The organism is Fibrobacter sp. UWT3 (assembly GCF_900230125.1).
Classification (GTDB): Bacteria; Fibrobacterota; Fibrobacteria; order Fibrobacterales; family Fibrobacteraceae; genus Fibrobacter.
In genome coordinates this window covers 338,227-358,282 of sequence record NZ_OCSS01000002.1, presented here as the reverse complement: position 1 = coordinate 358,282, position 20,056 = coordinate 338,227, and the positions used below count along the sequence as shown (strand labels likewise).

The following is a 20,056-nucleotide window of genomic DNA, read 5'->3' as shown; positions in this document are numbered from 1 at the left end:
AGGGCTTACCTTGCGAGGTGCAGCTTGCGGAGCACCTTGCCGAGCAGTTCATTCAATATATCCTTTGCGTCCTTGCTGCCCAGGTAGCGCTGCACGATGAGCGTGAGCGTGAAGAGCCCGATGCCCGCTGCGCAGGCGTATATGACGAGGACGATAAGGCTTGTGTTACGTACAAATTCACCGGAGACGTGGTCGAGCCCGATGGCGGCCGCAATCATGATGCCGAAGGCGATAAGCGCGCGGAGCATGTTGAGGAGGGCATCCCTCATGCCGTCGGTGCCGTTCTTCTTGGCCCACATGAAAATCATCGAGATAACTTGCAGTATGGCGCCCGTAGCGCCGACAATGGGCACGCTCTTGATGCCGAGCCCTGCTTCGGGAGCGCCAAGCACGATGTACGCGGGAATGGTCGCCGCGAAGATGCCGGTGTTGAGGAGGGTCGGCACCCACATGCGCTCACAGGCATAGAAACTGCGGACGAGAACCGCCTGCAGGCAGAGCCCGAGGCTTACGGGCAGGTACCAGCGGAGAATTTCGGAAATGGCTTCGGTCGTTTCGCGCTGGAAGGCGCCGCGCTCGAACAGGATGCGCACCGCCGGGAAGCTCAGCGCCCACACGGCGACTACTGCCGGGATGAGGATGCAGAACATGCGCGAAAGGCTCTTCCAGATTTTGCGGTTGAGCTGCCCGAAGTCGCCCTCCTTCACGAGGCGCGCCATGTCGGGGTAGCTCGTGACGGATACGGAGAACCCGAAGACCGCTACCAGCGTGTACATTACTCGGTAGGCGTAGTTGAGGCTAGAGATGCCTCCCGTGCCGAAGTTCGCGCCGAAGCTACGGATAATGAATTCGAGCCCGAACATGGACCCGACTCCGAGCGACATCGGGAGCATCATCTTGAAGTAGCGCACGATATCCGGGTGTGTCGGCTGTACCAGGAGTTCGTAGTGCACGCCGCCACGCCGGGCGCCGAGAATCTGGAGCGCGAAGAACCCGATGAAGGCGCCCACCGGCACGCCCCAGGCGAAACCTTCCAGGCCGTAATCCGTGCCGGTGTACTTACCGAGCGCGAGCCCGAGGGCACCGCCGCCCACGATGGCCACGTTGTAGATGAGGCCCGTGAGCGAGGGAATCAGGAACTGCTTGCGGGTGTGCTGCACGGCCACGAGGATGCTCCCCACGAAGATGAACACCTGGCCGGGCAAGATGATGCGGCCATAGTACGTGGCGCGCTCGATAAGTTCCGGCGTGGCTCCGTCTACGGTCAAGAGCTGCAAAAGTTCCTGCATCCAGATGAATGCGGGAACCACCAGAATAAGCAATGCGATGCCGAAGGTGTTCAGCACGTTGCTGAAGAACTTCCAGCCGCCCTTCTCGTCACCTGCGACCTTGTAGCCCGTGAAAATCGGGATGAAGATAATCGAGAGGAAGCCCGTACTCACCACATGGTTGAGGATGTCCGGAATCATGAAGGCGAGGTCGAGAGCGTTCTTTTCGAGCGATACGCCCGCGGCATGGGCGAGCAACATTTCGCGGAAAATCCCGAGGACACGGCTCAGGAGCATGGATACGGCGACGATGATGGCGGCTTTATTCATAGGTTAGTCATTGGTCATTAGTCATTAGGATTGTCATCCTGAGCGGAGGGCGAAGCCCGAAGTCGAAGGATCTAGTCCTGTATTTATTAAAAAAATAGAAAGTTGTATGCCAGGTTTGCCCACTTTTGGCACTTTTTTATATCTTTATGAATATGAAAAAGTTTATCGCAGCGCTTTTCTCCCTCGCGGTGGTTTCGTTTGCCGCGAACGTCCAGATACTCGAGCCGACGGGTGCCGACTTTTCGGATGATGCCCCGACGGTGGTAAAGTCCCTGCTCCGCGCGGCGGTGAGCAAGTCGGGCAATACGCCCGTCGAGGATTCTTCCGAAATCCAGCTCCGCACGAGCATCATGACCATGGGCGGTTACATCCTGGTGATCTGCGAACAGCTCAAGGGTGGCGCCGTTGTGGTTTCGAGCAAGCAGAAGTCTGCGAGCGTTGACGACCTGGATGTATCTATCGAGAAGGCTACCGTGGAGGCGCTCCTGGGCCCCCAGGAAAACCTTATCGACCAGGCTCCTGCCGAGAGTACGGCCGAGGCGAAGAAAGAACCGCTCCCGGTGAACACGTCTGTCGTTACCGTAGAGTACGAGGAAAAGCCCGCACCGGATACGCTCGAGAAGAAGCGCCCCACGCGCAACTACAACGGTTTTGGCCTGGGCGTTGCCCTGTGGCACAACTACGATTACTCTGCCGACCCCGATAACGAGGACGACAAGGACGTGGACCGCGACTGGTCGACGTCATTCGTGGTCCACTACGCGAGGATTTTCGAGGTGTCGAACCATGCCGCCATTACCATGCTGAACAACACGAATATGGTGTTCGGCAAGGGTTGGCAGATTCACGAGACATTCCTTATCGGTGGCCGTTACTACATCCAGTCGGGGGCGGTTTCTCCGTACTTTGGTGCCGGAATCGGACTTGGCGCGCAGTTGGATAACCACTACGCGGAGTTTAGCGAATATTTCGCGCTGGGTATTGCTGGCGGAGTCGAGGCGGGCATAGTGTTCTTCCGCAATTCCGCGATGCAGCTGGAACTCGGTGCCACGTGGGATGCCCTGTGGGACGGCTTCAGCGATTTTGGCCGTCGCTTCGGTGCAGGCAGCCTCTACATTGCCATTAACTATTAGTTGTGTTGCGACGTTCAGCACCCACATGTGCAAAATTTGCACATGTGATATTTTGCTAATTCATCCTTCAGCTGGTAAAGCACGTTTTTGCCCGGCATTAAATGCTTTCATTTCGTCTGTAAGAACTTTCTGTAATTCATCTTTAGGCAACAGCAATTGATAATCCGCAACACCAATGGGCTTATCAATACCATCGAGCGAAAGCTCGACTTCAACGGAGTCTTTTGTTGCGCACAAAATAATGCCAATGGACCTATTTTCATCTTTGCCACGTTCCAAGCGATCTAATAAAGACAGATAATAATTCATTTTACCAACATATTCCGGCTTAAACTCACCAATCTTCAAGTCTATCGCCACGAGGCTCCTTAACTGACGATTAAAGAAAAGCATATCGACCTTTCTTGTTTTGCCATTGTATTCCAATACATGTTGGTTTCCAATAAAGGCAAATCCTTTCCCCAATTCAAGAAGAAACTGCTTGACCTTTTCAACCAGTTTCTTTTCAAGTTCAACTTCCTCTAAAGAGCCGGTTACACTTAAAAAGCCAAGATTGTAAGAACTGCGGAAAGTTTCGTTTGCAAACGCAACTTGATTTTCAGGAAGGGTCTTTTTGAAATTATTTGCTGGATTGCTCAAAACGGCATGCTCATACATTTGCATTTGGACGGCATTAACCAGTAAATCTCGGGGCCAACCCTTAGAAACACATTCTGTTGCATAAAAGAGCGCACGATTGTCGTCATTCGCCACAGAGCGCATCAATAACAGAATGTGTCCCCATGGTAAAAGTGCAACAGCCTGTTGCACTTTTGGCGAACTGAGGCTAAAACGCTCATAAAATTTTTTCATATCCCATAAACTTCGAGGAGATAGACCCATGTCTGGAAAGCGTTCCTTCAAATCAATTGAAAGTCGCTTGACAACGGCGTTTCCATGCTTACTTTCCAATTTTCGCTCGTGAAGTAATTTCCCTATTTTCCAATAGGCGGTATTCTCGCTTGCGTTGAGTTGGCGAGCGATGTTTACCCTAGTTTCGTTAATTACCGCGACAGCCTGTTGCAGAATTTCATTGTAATCAGTTTCTTGCAGTTTTTGGGGTTCTTTTGCCATGGGAAGTTCCTTATTTCAAATAATTTGGACAAAATGTGATCAAAACTGCGACAAGTTGTCGCAGTTTTCTCCTTTTTCTTCTTTTTTCACCATTTTTACCTCATTTTCAAAAACAAAAAAGACCGCCCCGCTTGCGCGGATAGCGATCTTCTAATAGCACCCTTTCTGGTGTTGGTTATAATATACAAAAAAAGCGAGCGGAAAAACAAGCGGGGGAGGTCTCCCCCTCGTCAAAGCCTGTAGTCTTTGCCTACCCCCTCTGCGGGCGCTCGCCACCCCGCAACGCCCCGGCTATTTTTGCCCTCTTGTTTGTTCAACTTTTCATTCTTGATCACAAGAAAGACAAATTTTGGCATTCACTTGAATATATATTTACATACAGTTGCCAAGAGGTACAAAATGCCTATAGTGACCATATACCATAAGAATGGCGAAATTCTTGAAACACGCCCCATTGAAAATGGAATAATCAATGGCGTTGTCAAGCGTTATTCTGAAAAGGGATTTCTTGCAAGTGAAATTCCTTATGAAAATGGTCTTATGAATGGTGTTAAAAAGCGCTATTATCCTGATGGTACGATTAAGGCTGAAATTCCGTATGTTGGTGGATTGATTCATGGATTAAAAAGAAGGTTCAATAAACATGGATTATTGTTTGAATCTATCCGGTATGATTGTGGTGAATATGTAAAAACGAGTTTTTATGATTCCTATTTTGCATCTGGCCTTACTGAAGAAGAGCGTTTAAATGAAATACGACGGGATAAAATCCGTAAGGCTGCAAATTCTGTATTTTTGAACGAATTGGAGTCTTATTTTGCATTGGACGAAACATTTCAGTGCTTTAATCCTTCTAAAATTATAACAGACGATGTTCCTGATCCTGTAGGTGAAGTTTTAGAAAGACCGAAGGAAAAACGAATTGTTGATCCGTTGGTAGAAGCATTTACGCATCCCGAAGAAAATGGACGATTTCTAAAGGAGCGAATTGATCGTGGCATTATTGTCGGCGATTCTAATTTTACGAGCGAAACTGTTACATCCTTTGAAATCACGTATTTCAAAGGAATAAATCAGGAATTGACCGCGACTCCATCCAAACGTCCTGTTAAAGAAAATCCAATCACTATATGGATTGAAAAAGGCGATGGGGTGGAATTCAAAACCCGCGTATGGATAAGGAACGTCAAGTGGTTTGGTTGCTTTATAACTTCTAAAAATGTCAGTTGGGAACACTATATGTGGGTTATGTTCCAAAAATTTAATGTTTTGGAATGGAAATCTGATGGCGGACTAGACGCAAATTCCGGTGAATATGGTTCTATTCGTATATATACTCAGGAACTTGAGAAATTTTTTTCTTGGACACGTCAAAAGCCAGAAGGTTGGGACGAATTTCTGACATTCTTTAATCGGTTCTTCGGGAAAAATACTAGGACCTCTTTTGAAGAAGGTTTCTTCCTCACAAAAGAACAAGAGTCTTTTCTTGATAATGGCGGCGCAATAAAGGATTTTTGTGGTGCAAAATATAATCTACAGAATCTTCAAAAGCCTGATGATATATTCTATCCCAAAGATACGATGCCCTGCAAATGTCCTTGTTGTGGAGGAGAAACAAATTACAAGGATTACCGAGATCTTTCAAAAAGATTTTGTTATAAATGTTATAAAAAAGTGTGTGAGAAATTTCCGTTACCCAATGGCATTGATTTGGCGGATGCAGTTTCTTTTGTTAAAATCGAATTCGCTACGGATCAATTCTTTTTAGAATCTACAACAGGAATCGTATTAACGATTTCCAAAAAGAAACAGATAAAACTCAAATATGCAAATCTAGAGCAGGGCAAATTAGAAAAGAAATCTTGTATAATAAGTGATGATGATTGGCGGGAATTCCTTGAAATTCTATTTGACAAGGCTTATTGCCACGAGTGGGCTCAGTCGTACGAAAAACATTTATCTCATATGTATGATGGAAGTTGTGATAATTGGGGATTTCTTAAGGTATGTTTTAAAAATTTCCATTTAGGATACAAAAAAATATTGTCCCGTTGGTCTGGTAAAGAACCGCCTTATTGGGCTATTGCTTTTGATGGCGTACAGAAACTTATTGAAAAGGTTACTTGTACACCGTAATCACTCGGATGAATCCTTCTTTGGTGTGATAGTCTACTTCCATGCGCCAGCAAATGTAAGGGCTTTTTTGCTATAAAATACCCTACTTTTAGGGAAAAAGGGAAGTATTTAAAAGAGTCCATGTCCTACAATTCTGAAAATAAAGTATTTTAGTCTTTAAAAAGACTTGTTGCAAGCACGAGGCATATATGGAAAAGCAAGGACGTAAAATCGTTGTTGAATTTAAAAATGATAATCCTAATGGGATTCGGATTGTGAGAAATCCCTCATTTCCTTTTGACGCATATATAATTCCACGTTGTTGTATGTCAGAAACGACAAATGTTATTCCAGAAAAAAAGATTGGAGTATATTTTCTTTTTGATGAGAATAGAACACAAGTGTATATTGGTCAAACTGGAGATGGTTTAGGTCGTTTGCAAACGCATCATCAGCAAAAGGATTTTTGGTCTATTGCAATTATGTTTCTTGCAGAAAAAGATAAATGGATATCCTTGATAGATGAACTAGAAACTTACTCAATAATTCGCCTTGAAAAAGCTGAAAAAGGGACTCGCTTTAAACTACAAAACAAGAAAAAATTAGGTAGAAAAGAAGAATCATTAACAAATCTTTCTGAAATCAAGAAAATATTTTTTGAAATAAAGTTTTGTCTAGCAGCTTTTGAATATAATATCGAAACATCCTCTACTAAAATGGGTAATCCTGATTCCTCTGCTGTGCCGGTTCAGGCTACTCGCGGTGGAATAAATGCGAATGGATTATTTAATCCCAATGATGGTTCTATAATTGTTAAGGCAGGCTCGGAAATTCGGTTAGATGATAACCTCCCTGCCAATGGCGACAGCATTGAAAAACTCCGTCAAGAGTTCAAAGACAAAGGAAAAATCAAAAAAGTCAAAGGGAAATATATCCTTCAAGAAGACGTTCATTTTGGCAAACTGTCTCCTGCTGCCGAATTTGTTATTGGAGGCAGTTGCAATGGCAAAACAGAATGGAAATCTAACGGCAAGACCTTGAAGGAGTTGTTTAAACTGTAGCGAAATTACAAGAACTATTTCTTCTTGTTCTTGATTTTTTCGTATACCGCGATCTGCCGTTCTACAATCTTGCTCCAGTTGAAGCATTCGTCAATGCGTTTCTGTGCGCCCTCGAGCAGCTGTTTTTGCAGTTCGGGGTCTGCGGCGAGGCGCTTGTAGGCGTTTGCGAGTGCCTGCGGGTCCTTTTCGGGGACGAGTATGCCCGAGACGCCGTTTACGACCACGTCGGGGATGCCGCCCACGTTGCTCGCGACTACGGGTAGCCCGAGTTCCATGGCCTCGATAAGCACGACGCCGAGGCCCTCGGTATCGCCCTTGCTGTCGACGATGGCGGGGAGCGTGAATACGTTTGCCGTCCTGTACTCGTTCGCGAGCGCTTCGGGAGAGAGTTTCCCGGTGAAGATGATTTCTGCCGGTGCATCGTGCTGCCGCTCCGTCTCGCTTGCGTCATGCCGTAGCCCCGCAGGGGCAAGGGCATCCACCTGGGTTGCCTGTGCCTTTAGTTTGTCTGTAAGGTCGCCAACGCCCACGATGCGGATTTCGAACTGGTCGCGCGGCAGGTATTTTGCGGCTTCTATCAGGTAGCAGATTCCCTTGCGCTCGATGTGGCGGCCCACGAAAAGTATCTTGAACTTGCCGTTTACCGGGTGCGGCGCTTGGGTTGGTTCGGCAGAAATCTCTCTTGTCTCTCTTCTTTCGTCTTTCGTCTTTCGTCTTTCGTCTTTTGTATCTAGCGTCGTTCCGTACGGGCTCCATTCCACGTCCACGTTCCGGAGAGCCTTGATTTTACCGGCGGTAAAACTCGAGTTCGCGAACACGGCCTGCGCCTGCCCGATGGCGAATTTCAGGAGCGGCTTCACCCACTTCTTCTTGCGGATGAGCAGAAGTTCCGCGCCGTGGAAGTTGAGAACCAGCGGGATGCGGAAAAGTTTTGCGGCCCCGAGCGCGATGTAGGCGTGCGGGAACGGCCAGTGGGCGTGTATCACGTCGGGCTTGAACTTGCGGCATATCCCGATGCACTTGAAGAACCCGCTGATGATGTAGGGTATGGCGAGCAGTTGTAGCCAGGGCTTGCTTGCCATCTTGCTGGGCGCGCCTTCTTCGTGCGTGAGGAATTCGAAGCCCGCGGGCGCGTAGCGGAAGCGGTTCACCTTCACGCCGTCGATTTCGTGGCTCTTGAGGCCCTTGTATGCGGGCGCGAGTACCTGTATCTCGACTCCGGCCTGCTTCAGGTGGGCTATGGAGGTGCGTAGCCACGGGACTTCGGCGTCTTCGTGGAACCTGGGATAGACGGAGCCTATGACGAGGACTTTCATGTTATGCGGTTGCGGATTCCGTGCTTTCGACCGGGGCGGCGAGTTCCTGCGATACGGCCTCGATTGCCTTCAGGTCCTGCGCGTCGGCAATGCAGGTGGGGTACACGATGGGCTTCACGACGGCGGCCAGGATGTTTGCCGCCTTCTTGAACCCTTCGCTGTTCGCGTGCTGCAGTATGCGCCCGCGTACGCGTATCCAGCCTTCGATTTTCGAGTCGAGGAGCAGCATGCCCAGCCCGGTATCGTTCTCGAGGAACCCGAGGATGTCGCTCCCGCGGTTGTTCCTGTTGAGGGCCTCGAGCATGACTTCCCAGAACTTCAGGGCGTCCTCGTCGTTCTGCGCGATTTTCTTGATTTCGTCGAACTCGAATTCCAGGTAGACGAAGGAACTCTGGTCCTCGTCGCTACGGATAATTTCTTCCTGGCACCGCCTTTCGAATATTTCCGCCGTGTAGATGGAAATGTTTAGGTGGTGCTTTCTAATCAATTTGAAGAGTTCTTGCTTCATCGCACCACAAAATTAGTCTATTTTTTGTACATGCAACGACTGCTCAAATTGAAAAAAGTGCTGAAGAACAGTGTTTTGGCGACTTTGGCCGAAGGTGTCAAGGCCGCTAAGGCCTCTGGCGGAAAGTTCCGTTCGCTCACTCCCGAAGAGATTGCCTCCCTCGAGGGTAATGGCAACCGGTGCGAGGACTGGAACCGCGTGCAGGTCGAGGCGAATTTCGACCCCGCCCGTGTCAGGAATTCGGTGTTCATGGGCGACGTGAAGCTCGCGGGCTTTTACGGGACGCTCCTTTTGCCGGGCGACGTGTCGTTCCCGACGGGCGTGTACGATAGCCTCGTGTGCAACAGCATAATCGAGAACGCGCTCGTGTACAAGGTGGCGATGCTCTGCAATGTGCTCGTGCGCAGCAGTGCCGTTGTCGAGAATGTCGGCTCGCTGGTAAGCAGCGGCAAGATAAACTACATGATAGGGACGTCCATCACCGTAGGTAACGAGATGGGCGGGCGCAGCGTGCGCGTGTTCCCTGACATTACCCCGGACCTTGTCGACGTGCAGCTTTTCCACAAGGCCGAACCCGATGTGGAGGCGTCGTTCGACGAGCAGTTGCAGCAGTTCCGCGCCGAGATGGCTCTCCCGTTCGGAGTGGTGGGCAAGGGTGCCGTGGTGAGCAACACGAACATTGTCCGCAACAGCTGGATTGGCGCGCATGCCCGCATAGAGGGTGCCTCCAAGATCCGCAATACGGTAATCCTGAGTTCGCTCGAGGAATCGACGCACGTGTACGATTCCGTGATTGTCGAGAATTCCAACCTGCAGATGGGCGTGAAGGTGCATACCGGCGCCGAGGTGCAGGGGAGCGTGCTTATGGGCCGCGTGAAGGTCGGGAGCAAGGCCATCGTCAAATCTTCCATTATTGCCCCGTGCTGCCATATCGAAGAGGGCGAGGTGAACAGCTCGTACATGGGCCCCATGACGCAGATGCACCATCATTCGCTCCTGATTGCGGCGCTATGGCCCGAGGGCTGTGGCAACCTGGGTTACGGCGCGAATGTCGGGAGCAACCACACGGGCCGCATGCCTGACCAGGAGGTGATGCCCGGTCGCGGGATGTTCTTCGGGCTCGGCGTGAACGTCAAGTTCCCCGCGAATTTCCGTGAATCCCCGTTCACGATTGTCGCAAGCGGTATCACGACCCTCCCGCAGAGGCTCAAGTTCCCGTTCTCGCTCATCCGTCCGGGTGACCCGCAGCTGATGGGCGTGCCTGCGCGCCTGAACGAGATTGTCCCTGCATGGAACTACATGCGCAACGCCTACGCGCTCGACCGCAACTTCTACAAGTATTCCCAGCGGGGCAAGGGAGTCGTGAGCACCTCGTTCTGTAGCCTGTTCAGCCCCGACATCGTGCGTTATGTGTACGATGCGTGGATGCGCCTGCAGGTAGAACAGGTGCGCGATGTTTATACCCGCGAGCATATCGACGGGCTCGGCGAGAACTTTATGCGCGAGCGCGTGCGCCAGAATGCACTGCACGCATACGGCGAGTACCTGGAACGTTACGTGCTCGAAAGCATCATCTCGCTTGTCGAAAACGATACCTCGCTCCTGTCGCAGACCCCGCGCGAACTCCGCAAGCTTTTGCCTGCCGACATGCCCCGCGAGATTGCGCGTGCGGTGCAGCTCCCCGAGACGCTCGACGAGCTGGTGAAACGCTTCCGCGTGCTCGAGAAGGGCTGGTTCGAGTCGGTGTTCCATGGGCTCGACAAGGATAACCAGCGCGGTCGCGAGATATTCGACGACTACGATAGCGCACACCCCGTAGACAGCGCCTTCGTGGAATGGGAACGCGCCCGCTTCGAGGAATCCGTGAAGCGCCTCGCGAACGTACTCAAGTCGCTCGGGTAGAAAATTGTCTCTCCTGCTGGTTACATTACTTTGTATTGAACTTGTCGCGCGGGTGGTTCTCGAAATCCGGGAATGTCGCGCGGTGCAGTGCAGGTTTAGCGCCTTTACCGTGATGCGGATTTTGCCGCTGGTGAACGACCTTGTGCCGCTTCCCGAAAACCGCGAGCAGCCTACGGTGGGCAAGTTCGTGGAAATGCACGAGCAGGCGCACGCGAAGTTGCACCACGCCATCCTGCGCAACCTGGTGAAGGTCGCCTTCGCGCTCTGTGCCATATGGTTCATGGCCGCATTGATGGTGCGGTGGGAATGCTCCATTGTGGAATCGGTCCTGTGGCTGCACCTGGCCGCCATCCCGTTCCGCACGTTCTTCCATTTCTACTGCTGGAACCAGGAATATGAATGCGACCGCTACGCGCTGGAAAAGACCGACAGGAAGGTTGCGAAAAATGCCCTGCAGGAACTGGCCCGCTGCGAATACCCGCATACGGTTCTCTTCTCGCTTATTTACCGCGAGCACCCGACGGTTGCTCTCCGGAGCAAGCGAATACTGAACAAAGCGATAAAGAGTTTTTCTTAGAACGACCAGAGCGAAATGCCTGCGTTCAGCGACCAGTGACCGCCGTTAAAGTCGACGAGGATGTTCGTTACGCCCAGCTGGAATTCCGTGGTGGGGTTGTACCAGTACGAAACGAGGAAGTTGTTCGTGAACAGGTACGGGGTCGCGAACTTGAATTGCGGAATCGGCTTGTCGATAATGACGGACTTGTTCGGCCTGTAGATGTTGCCGTTGTACGAAAGCGTCACGGGGCCAAGGAACAGGCTTGCGTAGGCGCCTGCGCCGTACTGGAACACGAGCCTGTTCTCGTTGTCGAAGTTCTCGAGCTTGTTGAGGTTGCCCTCGTCGTCCCTTTCGTAGCCGAGGTAGTTGATAATTTGGTAGGTGAAGCGCTGGAACGTGGAAAGCCCGAGCTCGAAGTGCCTGGTGTTGATACCGACCGAGGTGGAGGCGTATATGCCGTGGTAGATGCCGAACCCGATGTTCATCATGAACAGGTCGCCCTTCGCGAACTTGTCGATGGAACCGTAGACGGGCAGGTAGGTAATCCTGTATTTCGAATCCACGTCGACGGAATCCCACTCGTCCTTGTTTTCTACGCCGTCGACACCGAGATGCTCGAGCTTGCTCACGATGAACCCGCCGTGCAGGCGCGAGCCCACGGTGTTTTCCTTGAGGTAGCGGTTGATGCCTTGGATGTTTGGCCCGGGGTAGGCGTCCATCTCGACTTCCTTGGCGTACTCCATCTTGGTGGAGGCGCACGAGGTGAGCAAGCCTGCGAGCGAAACTGCGAGTATGCAGGCGAGCAGGCGGTGAACCGCATGTCTGGAGAAACTTACACCCATATCCAAAAGATATGATATTACGGGGAGCCTGTTGGCCCGGCATTCCCGGAGACTACGCGCTTTTGCGCCTTAAACGGCCGGCGGCAAGGCAAATCCCGTTCACGATGAAGGCCGCAATGGTGAGGATATCGCCGGTATGGCTCCCGATAGATCCCGGAAGGGGAGGGCAGAGCTTGCCCGCGAGGGCGAGCGCACCGCCGAGAATTATGCCCGCGGCGACGCTTGCCGGCCTGGAACGGAGCCCCGCGAGGCCCCACAGGATAGGCACGGTGAAGGCGCCGGCGTAGACGGTGAGCGCGAGGAGGAGCGTGCCGATGATGTCGGTGAACACGAGCGCGAGCAGGAGGGCCACGATGCCGTTCAGGAGGATGATGACGCGCGCCTTGAGAAGCGTTTTGTTTGCGAGCCCTGCGGCGGTATGCGGGTCGCGAGCCTCCTTGGGGCTTGCGCCGGTGCGGAACAGCCCGCAGAGTATCACGGAGCTGCTCAGCAATGTGGTGTCGGCGCTGCTGAGGACGACGCTCAGGAGCGCGAGCGCCACCAGCGGGACGAGCGCCGGCGGGAGTACTGCGTTCGCAATGGCCGTGATTCGGGCCCCCTGCACGTCACCGAGGCTCGTGCCGAACAGCGCGAGAATCCCGATGACGAATGCGACCGGGATGAGCACGCAGGCGGCAATCGCGATTCCCTTCTTCGCGGTGGCGGTGTCCTTCGCGCAGAACACGCGGCTGAAGATGTCGGGGCCCGCGGTGTACGTTGTGCCGTAGGTGAGGATGAGCAGGAAGAGGTCGAAAGGCGAGAAGCCCGCGTTGAACGGGAAGGGAAGGTCTTTGGCCGGGAGCACGCCCGCGTCGCCCGCACCGTTGATCAGCGCGAAGCCCGCGATGAGCAGCAGGCCTGCGATAATCAGGCACGCCTGGAAAAAGTCCGTGCGCAAAATCGAAAGCTGGCCGCCCGCGAGCGTATAGCCCGTAAAGACCGCCGCCGACACGACGGCGGCCGTGGTGTATTCCATCGGGGTGAACGTCATCAGGAGTTTCGCCGCCGCTATAATCTGCGCCGCCACGATTCCCGTCCACGCGACCGGTATCACGAGCGACGCAACGAACCGCGGGCCTTTGCCGTACAGGTTCTCTACCAGGTCGGGGAGCGTGTATTTCCCGTGGCTGTATGCGCGACCCGCAAACGGGATGAGGGCGAATAGCCCGAGGGCGCCCGTAAGCATGAACCAGCTGGCGGCCCCGCCGAGTTTCATTCCGGAATCGATGGCCCCGATAACGGCCGACCCGCCGAGAATTGTCGCCACCAGGCTCCCCGCCACCATACGCGCCGAAGCGCCCTTCCGCGCTACAAAGAAGTCGGGAATGTCCTTGACCTTGCGTGCGCTGCGGATTGCAATAAGCACGAGGACTATGAGGTATATGATGAGGGCGGCTGTCATGTCACGGCAAAGATAGAATATGCGAAAAAGCCTTGGCGGCCCTAGAATTTCCTGCTCGCGATAAACATCACGGTGCGCAGGTCCCATTCGCTCCCGACCTGCTTCTGCAGGGGTTCCTCGGTGACCGGGTAGCGCCTGTTCTCGAACACGCGGTCACGCGATACGACCGCCATCAGCATGCCGTTCCAGTTCTCGCTTATCTTGACCGACGCCATCGGGGTGATGCTTACCGTCTTGAATCCGGGATTGTAGTCCTTGTAGACGCTGTCGAAATCGTAGGCGTGCTTGAACCCGCTCACGTTTGCCGATACCATGGCCATGTTCACGCGCTTGAACGGCAGCATATAAATTAGCGTGCCGCCGCACTTGTACTTGAATCCGTTCACCAGGTTCTCGCTGCCCGCCTTCCACACTTCGCCGTCATCGGCGCCGGTGTAGCCCGAGTAGGCGTATTCCGCCGTGCCCTTCAGGATAATCTTTGTCCACTTGCTCTTGGGCAGGAATGCGAGCAGCGGGATGGTCAGCGCGGCATCGTACTTGAATCCGTAGGCGTACTGTGTGAAGATGATGTCCTGGCGGTAGTCCCTCTTTTCGGGGTCGTACACGCCCATGAAGGTCGCGGTCTCGCCGTAGTTTAGCGCCGTTCCCGTGTTCACCTGCACGCCGAGTTCCAGCAGGTGGATAAGTTCCAGCGATGTGCCTATGCGGAGCCCGATTCCGTTGAATCCCAGGTCGTACGTGGCGAACCCCTTGAGGGTGAAAGCCCTGTTGATATCCCTCTTGAGCCTGATGGTCGATACCCAGGCGGGTGCGGCCAGGGCGAAGAACGGCCAGTTGTGAAGTGTCTTGGAATTGCGCAGCGAGTTGTGGGGGAGCACGAGCCCTATCACGTTGAAGATATGTTCCTGCGAGAATTCCGTCGTGTCGGCTATGGCCTGCGTTACCGAGTCGGCCTTTGCGTCCGCTTTTTCACCCGCATTCGCTTTTTCGTCTGCATTCGCATTTTCGCCCGCGCTTGCAAGTACGGCACCGGCTAGCGTGAGCACGAGGACGATTCTGCAAATGGACGGGAGTAACATAAATAAAGTTACAATATAGAAACTCTCCGGCCTGCATTTGCCGCATGGTTTTTCGTGAAAAGGCTGCTGCGGCCTGTGGCCTACATCCTGTACTTTTTTCTGGTAAAATTTGTATATTCTTCGGCACAGAGGTCTTTATGTCACGTTTTTCTTGTAAGAGCCTTTTCCGCCCCGCCGCATTGGCCGTCCTTTTTGCTTTTTGTGCACTTCCCGCCTTCGCCTTCGATGTGAGCGTCAAGGCGAACGTCGATAACGCCCAGGTTTTCGTGGGCGACATGTTCAATTACGAAATCCAGGTCACGGCGCCGGAGAACGCCATCGTGGACCTGCCTAGCTTTGTCGGGAACCTTGGCAGCTTTGAAGTCAAGGAGATGAAGAACGAGAAGGTGACCGAGGGCATGCCCAAGGGTACCGCGAAGTTCGTATGGCTCGCGACGCTCAACACGTTCGTGAGCGGCGACTTCTTGATTGCGCCGCAGCAGGTGAGCGCTGTCGTGGGTAACGATACGGTCAAGACGAATACTGACCCGGTGGCCGTGAAGGTTTCCATGCGCACGACGGGCGAGGAGACGGATATCCTGGAAGCGGAAGACCCGCTCGATGACCCGCGCCTGCCGCAGTGGTTCTACATCGTGCTGATTGTACTGGGCGTGGTGCTGCTCGTGTTCCTCGGGTGGTTCCTGCACAAGAAATTCGCGAAGAAGGGCGAGGCGCCGCGACTCCCGCCGTACGAGGAGGCGGTACTCGCTCTCAAGGAACTCAGGCAGAAAAATTATCTCGCCGAAGGCAACCAGGGCGACTACTTCATGGCGCTCGGGTTCATTGCCCGCCGTTACATCGAACGCCGTTTCGACGTGGACATTTTGGATGCGACCGTCGCCGAGCTCAAGCAGCGCATGTCGCATGTGGCGGGCCTCCCGCAGGCCTACAAGGAATCGGTCGTGACGCTCGCCGTCGAGACCGAGCCGGTCAAGTTCGCGAAGATGAAGCTCGAGGGCGAACGCTGCCGCTTCTGGGACGAGTGGGCTGACCGCCTTCTCGAAGATACCAAGCCTACGCCGGAAGAGGAACAGGCCAAGAAAGAGGCTGTTAAAGCCGCGGTTGATGCTGTTCGCGCCCAGCGCAAGGAAAGCGCTGCGAAAAAATAGCGCGCCATGTTGGGCTTCCGCCGCCCCTAAATTTCTATAGTCATTCCGGTGTGCATTTGCTCTGCACGCTCGCCGAGCACATCCCGCAATATTCCGTAGGCACGGTCGCCGGTGCAGTGCCCTGTGTAAATCTTCTGCACGTCGAGTTCGCGTAGCCTTTCGGCGAAGGCGCGCACGCGTGCATCCGGGTAACGGAAAAGATGGAACCCGCCGAGAATCGCGTAAATCTTTTTCCCGGGGAAGGCATCTCCGATTTCTTTCACGATGTTGTCTGCTCCCGCGTGGCTGCAACTGTTCATGACGAACAGCCCCTGCGGGGTATCGAACACCAGGCTCTGCTCGTGCGCGAAACTGTCGTAGCGGTATTTGCCGTTTTCTTTGACGCTCAGGTGCGCCATCTCGCCGATGCGTTCGAGCCCTGTGGTAGAATGCGGCACGAGCGTTATTCCCGGCGCAATTTCGGCATTGCCTTCCGCATAGCGGATGCGGCCCGCGAATCGCTCGAGCCATCCTTTGTGAATGCCGATGTATTCGTGGTAGGCAAAGCGCCCGAAAAGCTTGTGCGTGTGGTAGCAGTTTTCGCCTGCGCCCTTCCGCAGGTAGAAGGGTGCGGTCTTATTGAGCGCAAAGAATTTCGCCATGCCGTTCGCGTGGTCATAATGCGCGTGGCTCAGCACGCCGATATCCACCTGCGAGAGGTCGATGCCCATCACTTTCGCGTTTTTTGCGAACAGGTGCGATGCGCCCGTGTCGAGCAGCACCTTGTGGCCGCCATATTCCACGTACACGGAAAGTCCCCACTCGTCGAATAGCTTGCGGGTGCGTTCGCCTTGGGCCGCACATTTGTTCGCAGGTTCCACGTAGGCAGAAATCGCGCCGCCGACATGACCTGCGATGTTATCGATGAGAATCTGGACCTTCATTGCCGTTTGCGCCCTATTCGCAGTCGAGGCAAGTCCATTCCACTGTGCCCGAGCCGTAGTTGTTGAAGCGGGCGCGCGTGTAGCTCTCTATGTCGATGAGGAACCCGACCTTGCCCGCATTCTTGGTGCAGCAGCCGTCACAGTCGCTGTCGGCACACATGTCGTAGACGACGGCGTCGATGGTGTGGCCGTTCTTGCGCAGCCTGAATGTCTTGAGCTTGTAGGCGTCCCAGTCCTTCTCGTGGACGGCGATGATGTTGTGCTCGCTGACCCATTCCTCTGTCTGCTGGTCTTCGAGACCTGCGAACCAGCCCGCCCACGTACATCCGTTGTAGTCCTCGCATTCCTCGCTGCCGGGCTCCGGCCAGGAGGTGTACCACGTGAGGTTTGCCTTGTTCCATATGGTATCGCCAGGAACCGCTTCCGCCGAGGAACTCGATGCGGGCAGGGCCGCGCTGCTCGATTCCGGCAAAAGTGCGCCGCTGGATTCCGGCAAAAGCGCGTCGCTCGATTCGATGACTGCGTCGGAACTTTCCGGTGCGGGGGAACTGCTGGAACTGTCGTCACCGCAGGCGGCGAGCATACCCGCGAGCATGCCCGCAAGGGCGAAACCCGTGAAAGCGGCAGGGTTCATGCCGTGCAGAAACTTCTTCACAAACACTCCCGCCTCCTTAAAGCGTCTTCCCGTCGCTGAATGCATTCCCGATGCGGCGTTCCATTACGTAGTAGCCGTGGCCTGCGGAATCGTAGCATACCGGCGCGAGTTTTTCTACGGAAAGCTTGCCGTCGGCATCCAGCACGGATTCGTCGGCGGTCACGTTCACGATTTCGCCGAGCAGGAGTTCCGAATCGTCGTCGTAGCTCACCATCCTGCATTCGAGCGCGAGCGGGAGTTCCGCGATGAGCGGGGCGTCCACCTTCTCGCTCCTGACGGCGGTGAGTCCCGACTTGGCGAACTTGTCGGCAACCTTGTTCCCGCTGGTTATGCCCAGGTAGTCGATGGCCTTGATGTCCTTTGCGGTCGCCATGCTCACGGTGAATGCCTTGCGCGCCTTGATGTTCGGCACGGTCTTGTGCGATGCGGCCACGTAGATGGCCACCTGGTTCGAGTCGCTCACCGAGCCCCATGCGGCGACCATCGCGTTCGGCGAACCGTCTTCGTTGTAGGTCGCGATGACGAGTGTGGGTTGCGGGTACAGGTAGGTTTTTACTCCGAGATCTTTGCGCATTTGAAAACTCCTTTTTTTTACAAGATATAAAACTATCTGCGAAAAAATTATATACTTTTCCTTTAAAACGATTTTCAAAGAAGATGCCCCAAAGTTAGTTGAAATTTCTGCAACCAAAAAGAAAAAGGTGGTCTCCAACTTGTAAATTTGGTTCAGCAAAAAAACACCAAGCAAGAGGATAACCACCATGATGAAAAGTACAAAAAGAACCCCCAAACTGTCAATCGTCCGCCGCGAAGAAATCGACATTTCGACCAGTGTCGGGGTGGTTCTGGCCGACCTTGCCGAACAGGGGAAAAGCTGCCTTGACGCGCTGTCGAGGGAGATGGGCGCAAGGCTCGTGGAGGCGATACTCCTGGCCGAAAGGGAACAGCTCGGCGGTGCAGCATACCACCCCAGGAAGGGCTTCAAGAAGTGGTCCAGCCAGGGTGGTTCCGTGTACATCGCGGGTGGCAAGGCGAAGGTGCGCGTACCCAGGCTCAGGGACGAAAACGGCGAGGTCAAATCGCGTATCTACGCCCGTCTGAAAGACCCCGACGCGTTCTCCGAGCACCTGCTGCACGCATGCCTCTCAGGCCTGTCCGGGAGGCGTTACGAGGATGTGTTCTCGACTGCCGGGGAGGCGTTCGGCGTAAGCAAGTCGTCGGTGTCGCGCAAGGTCGTTGCCGCATGCACAAGGAAACTGAAGGAACTGAACGAGCGCAGGCTGGAGGACTTCGAGGCGGTTGCCGTCTTCATGGACGCAATGCATCGCTGCGGCGAGGTCGTGATGGCCGCCATAGGCGTTGACGCGGAAGGCTACAAGCGCGTGCTTGGCCTCTGGCAGGGCAGTTCGGAAAACACCGAAATGTGCCGTTCGTTCCTTTCCGACATGGAGAGCAGGGGCCTCGCCCTGCACCCCGACATCATCTTCGTGACCGACGGCGGGACGGGCCTCAACCGCGCCCTCAAGGACCGCTTCGGCAAGGACCTCAAGCACCAGCGCTGCGTGATCCACAAGAGGCGCAACGTCGAGTCCCATCTGCCCGAGATGTACCGGGCCGAGTTCGACAGGCGCTACAACAACGCCATCGGGATGGTGGGCTACGAGGACGCGAGAAGGGAACTTCTCAAGGTCCACGAGTGGCTCGAAGGCATAAACACGAGTGCCGCCAAATCGCTTTCCGAGGGCGGCGAGAGGCTGCTTACGGTCCACCGGCTGGGCATCCCCGCGCTCCTGCGCAAGTCGCTCATAACGACCAACATAATCGAGTCCACCTTCAACGGTCTCGACGCCATCGAGAAGAACGTGAAGCGCTACAGGGACATTGGAATGTTCAAACGCTGGATGGCCGCTGAGGTCCTCCACCGCGAAAAGAACTGGAGACGGTTGGACGGCTATGCGGAAATCCCCGAACTTGTCGAAAAACTTCGGGAAAAGAGCATGAAATTACTTGACAATGAAGCGCTAATAGCCTAGATTTACACCAGTTGGAGACCTGGATTTTCAACTAAAAAAGGGACAAATTCATTTTCAAAGGAGTTCTTATGACTATAGGAATTGTCATCGCCGTCGTCGTGGTCATTCTCGTCGTGTGTTTCATCTCCATGTACAATGGCCTCGTGAAGCTCCGCAACAACCGCGAAAATGCCTTCGCGAATATCGACGTGCAGCTCAAGCAGCGCTTTGACCTGGTGCCGCAACTCGTGAATACCGTGAAGGGCTATGCCACCCACGAGAAGGAAACTCTCGATAAGGTGACATCCGCCCGTGCCGCCGCGATGGGCGCCACCACGGTCGACGAGAAGGTTGCTGCCGACAAGGCCCTTACCGGTGCGCTCGCCGGGCTCCGCGTCTCCCTCGAGGCGTACCCGGAACTTAAGGCGAACCAGAATTTCTTGCAGTTGCAAACGGAACTTTCCGATATCGAGAACAAGCTCTCTGCCGCGCGCAGGTTCTTCAACTCCGCCACCCGCGAGTTCAACAACGCCTGCGAGGTATTCCCGAGCAACATCATCGCCGGCATGTTCAACTTCAGGCGTGCTCCCATGTACGAGGCGTCCGAAGGCCGCGAGACCCTCAACAAGGCTCCCGAGGTGAAATTTTAGA

General features: G+C 54.0%; 18 protein-coding genes. 8 read left to right on the top strand and 10 right to left on the bottom strand.

Features of this window, described 5'->3' with window-relative positions; all coding sequences use genetic code 11:
• Window positions 1-5: 5 nt before the first annotated feature.
• Complete coding sequence (murJ, locus tag CRO08_RS09215) at window positions 6-1,598, bottom strand: murein biosynthesis integral membrane protein MurJ (protein ID WP_097035973.1); 1,593 nt, start codon at window positions 1,596-1,598, stop codon at window positions 6-8.
• 152 nt (window positions 1,599-1,750) lie between these two features.
• On the opposite strand from murJ, the gene CRO08_RS09210 reads away from it, so the two are divergent.
• Window positions 1,751-2,731: a hypothetical protein gene (locus CRO08_RS09210; protein WP_139258893.1), complete on the top strand. Its 981-nt coding sequence runs from the start codon at window positions 1,751-1,753 to the stop codon at window positions 2,729-2,731.
• A 60-nt stretch (window positions 2,732-2,791) separates the two neighbouring features.
• Here the strand turns inward: CRO08_RS09210 and CRO08_RS09205 are convergent, their stop codons facing one another.
• The gene (locus CRO08_RS09205) at window positions 2,792-3,844 is read right to left on the bottom strand and encodes a YhcG family protein (RefSeq protein WP_097035971.1); all 1,053 of its coding nucleotides are present in this window, start codon (window positions 3,842-3,844) and stop codon (window positions 2,792-2,794) included.
• Between the two features lie 399 nt (window positions 3,845-4,243).
• On the opposite strand from CRO08_RS09205, the gene CRO08_RS09200 reads away from it, so the two are divergent.
• Both CRO08_RS09200 and CRO08_RS09195 read left to right on the top strand, forming a co-directional pair.
• Window positions 4,244-5,980 (top strand): toxin-antitoxin system YwqK family antitoxin, encoded by a 1,737-nt coding sequence (locus tag CRO08_RS09200; RefSeq protein WP_097035970.1) that lies wholly within the window; start codon window positions 4,244-4,246, stop codon window positions 5,978-5,980.
• A gap of 188 nt (window positions 5,981-6,168) precedes the next feature.
• Window positions 6,169-7,020 (top strand): GIY-YIG nuclease family protein, encoded by an 852-nt coding sequence (locus CRO08_RS09195; protein ID WP_097035969.1) that lies wholly within the window; start codon window positions 6,169-6,171, stop codon window positions 7,018-7,020.
• Window positions 7,021-7,034: 14 nt separating this feature from the next.
• On the opposite strand, the gene CRO08_RS09190 is transcribed toward CRO08_RS09195, so the two are convergent.
• Together CRO08_RS09190 and CRO08_RS09185 are read right to left on the bottom strand one after the other, a co-directional pair.
• On the bottom strand, window positions 7,035-8,336 hold the full coding sequence (locus tag CRO08_RS09190) for a glycosyltransferase (RefSeq protein WP_097035968.1): 1,302 nt from the start codon (window positions 8,334-8,336) through the stop codon (window positions 7,035-7,037).
• Window position 8,337: 1 nt separating this feature from the next.
• Window positions 8,338-8,844: a hypothetical protein gene (locus CRO08_RS09185; RefSeq protein ID WP_097035967.1), complete on the bottom strand. Its 507-nt coding sequence runs from the start codon at window positions 8,842-8,844 to the stop codon at window positions 8,338-8,340.
• A 30-nt stretch (window positions 8,845-8,874) separates the two neighbouring features.
• Here CRO08_RS09185 and CRO08_RS09180 point away from each other — a divergent pair, with 30 nt between their 5' ends.
• Both CRO08_RS09180 and CRO08_RS09175 read left to right on the top strand, forming a co-directional pair.
• Window positions 8,875-10,746: a DUF4954 family protein gene (locus CRO08_RS09180; protein WP_072811551.1), complete on the top strand. Its 1,872-nt coding sequence runs from the start codon at window positions 8,875-8,877 to the stop codon at window positions 10,744-10,746.
• Window positions 10,747-10,750: 4 nt separating this feature from the next.
• Window positions 10,751-11,323, top strand: a complete 573-nt coding sequence (locus tag CRO08_RS09175; RefSeq protein ID WP_141398304.1) for a M48 family metalloprotease — start codon at window positions 10,751-10,753, stop codon at window positions 11,321-11,323.
• On the opposite strand, the gene CRO08_RS09170 is transcribed toward CRO08_RS09175, so the two are convergent.
• Genes CRO08_RS09170 through CRO08_RS16720 form a run of 3 tightly spaced genes read right to left on the bottom strand, consistent with a single transcriptional unit; the run spans window position 11,320 to window position 14,667 of the window.
• Window positions 11,320-12,147 carry a hypothetical protein gene (locus tag CRO08_RS09170; RefSeq protein ID WP_097035965.1) on the bottom strand — a complete coding sequence of 276 codons (828 nt, stop codon included), beginning with the start codon at window positions 12,145-12,147 and terminating at the stop codon, window positions 11,320-11,322. The genes CRO08_RS09175 and CRO08_RS09170 overlap by 4 nt on opposite strands.
• Window positions 12,148-12,199: 52 nt before the next feature.
• On the bottom strand, window positions 12,200-13,588 hold the full coding sequence (locus CRO08_RS09165) for a sodium:solute symporter (RefSeq protein WP_176495113.1): 1,389 nt from the start codon (window positions 13,586-13,588) through the stop codon (window positions 12,200-12,202).
• A gap of 41 nt (window positions 13,589-13,629) precedes the next feature.
• A complete protein-coding gene (locus tag CRO08_RS16720; RefSeq protein WP_141398303.1) occupies window positions 13,630-14,667 on the bottom strand; it encodes a hypothetical protein in 1,038 nt (345 codons plus the stop codon).
• 137 nt (window positions 14,668-14,804) lie between these two features.
• On the opposite strand from CRO08_RS16720, the gene CRO08_RS09160 reads away from it, so the two are divergent.
• Window positions 14,805-15,815 (top strand): hypothetical protein, encoded by a 1,011-nt coding sequence (locus CRO08_RS09160; RefSeq protein ID WP_255252308.1) that lies wholly within the window; start codon window positions 14,805-14,807, stop codon window positions 15,813-15,815.
• A 26-nt stretch (window positions 15,816-15,841) separates the two neighbouring features.
• Here the strand turns inward: CRO08_RS09160 and CRO08_RS09155 are convergent, their stop codons facing one another.
• From CRO08_RS09155 to CRO08_RS09145, 3 genes are read right to left on the bottom strand one after another with little or no spacing between them, the layout of a single operon-like run.
• Window positions 15,842-16,738 carry an MBL fold metallo-hydrolase gene (locus CRO08_RS09155; protein WP_097035963.1) on the bottom strand — a complete coding sequence of 299 codons (897 nt, stop codon included), beginning with the start codon at window positions 16,736-16,738 and terminating at the stop codon, window positions 15,842-15,844.
• Window positions 16,739-16,751: 13 nt separating this feature from the next.
• Window positions 16,752-17,393 carry a hypothetical protein gene (locus CRO08_RS09150; RefSeq protein ID WP_255252307.1) on the bottom strand — a complete coding sequence of 214 codons (642 nt, stop codon included), beginning with the start codon at window positions 17,391-17,393 and terminating at the stop codon, window positions 16,752-16,754.
• Between the two features lie 16 nt (window positions 17,394-17,409).
• Window positions 17,410-17,967, bottom strand: coding sequence for a flavin reductase family protein (locus CRO08_RS09145; RefSeq protein ID WP_097035962.1), 558 nt, complete (start codon window positions 17,965-17,967; stop codon window positions 17,410-17,412).
• A gap of 187 nt (window positions 17,968-18,154) precedes the next feature.
• Here CRO08_RS09145 and CRO08_RS09140 point away from each other — a divergent pair, with 187 nt between their 5' ends.
• Entirely contained in the window at window positions 18,155-19,426 is a 1,272-nt protein-coding gene (locus CRO08_RS09140; protein WP_097034567.1) for an IS256 family transposase, read from the top strand.
• A 68-nt stretch (window positions 19,427-19,494) separates the two neighbouring features.
• Window positions 19,495-20,055: a LemA family protein gene (locus CRO08_RS09135; RefSeq protein ID WP_072811537.1), complete on the top strand. Its 561-nt coding sequence runs from the start codon at window positions 19,495-19,497 to the stop codon at window positions 20,053-20,055.
• The last annotated feature ends 1 nt before the right edge of the window (window position 20,056 follow it).

What these genes read in the sequence shown, in the direction of transcription:
- CRO08_RS09200 (WP_097035970.1), top strand. Translation starts at nt 4,244, where the DNA reads ATGCCTATAGTGACCATATACCATAAGAATGGCGAAATTCTTGAAACA.
- CRO08_RS09180 (WP_072811551.1), top strand. Translation starts at nt 8,875, where the DNA reads ATGCAACGACTGCTCAAATTGAAAAAAGTGCTGAAGAACAGTGTTTTG.
- CRO08_RS09140 (WP_097034567.1), top strand. Translation starts at nt 18,155, where the DNA reads ATGATGAAAAGTACAAAAAGAACCCCCAAACTGTCAATCGTCCGCCGC.
- CRO08_RS09190 (WP_097035968.1), bottom strand. Translation starts at nt 8,336, where the DNA reads ATGAAAGTCCTCGTCATAGGCTCCGTCTATCCCAGGTTCCACGAAGAC.
- CRO08_RS09185 (WP_097035967.1), bottom strand. Translation starts at nt 8,844, where the DNA reads ATGAAGCAAGAACTCTTCAAATTGATTAGAAAGCACCACCTAAACATT.
- CRO08_RS09195 (WP_097035969.1), top strand. Translation starts at nt 6,169, where the DNA reads ATGGAAAAGCAAGGACGTAAAATCGTTGTTGAATTTAAAAATGATAAT.
- CRO08_RS09170 (WP_097035965.1), bottom strand. Translation starts at nt 12,147, where the DNA reads ATGGGTGTAAGTTTCTCCAGACATGCGGTTCACCGCCTGCTCGCCTGC.
- CRO08_RS09145 (WP_097035962.1), bottom strand. Translation starts at nt 17,967, where the DNA reads ATGCGCAAAGATCTCGGAGTAAAAACCTACCTGTACCCGCAACCCACA.
- murJ (WP_097035973.1), bottom strand. Translation starts at nt 1,598, where the DNA reads ATGAATAAAGCCGCCATCATCGTCGCCGTATCCATGCTCCTGAGCCGT.
- CRO08_RS16720 (WP_141398303.1), bottom strand. Translation starts at nt 14,667, where the DNA reads ATGTTACTCCCGTCCATTTGCAGAATCGTCCTCGTGCTCACGCTAGCC.
- CRO08_RS09160 (WP_255252308.1), top strand. Translation starts at nt 14,805, where the DNA reads ATGTCACGTTTTTCTTGTAAGAGCCTTTTCCGCCCCGCCGCATTGGCC.
- CRO08_RS09155 (WP_097035963.1), bottom strand. Translation starts at nt 16,738, where the DNA reads ATGAAGGTCCAGATTCTCATCGATAACATCGCAGGTCATGTCGGCGGC.
- CRO08_RS09205 (WP_097035971.1), bottom strand. Translation starts at nt 3,844, where the DNA reads ATGGCAAAAGAACCCCAAAAACTGCAAGAAACTGATTACAATGAAATT.
- CRO08_RS09165 (WP_176495113.1), bottom strand. Translation starts at nt 13,588, where the DNA reads ATGACAGCCGCCCTCATCATATACCTCATAGTCCTCGTGCTTATTGCA.
- CRO08_RS09210 (WP_139258893.1), top strand. Translation starts at nt 1,751, where the DNA reads ATGAAAAAGTTTATCGCAGCGCTTTTCTCCCTCGCGGTGGTTTCGTTT.
- CRO08_RS09135 (WP_072811537.1), top strand. Translation starts at nt 19,495, where the DNA reads ATGACTATAGGAATTGTCATCGCCGTCGTCGTGGTCATTCTCGTCGTG.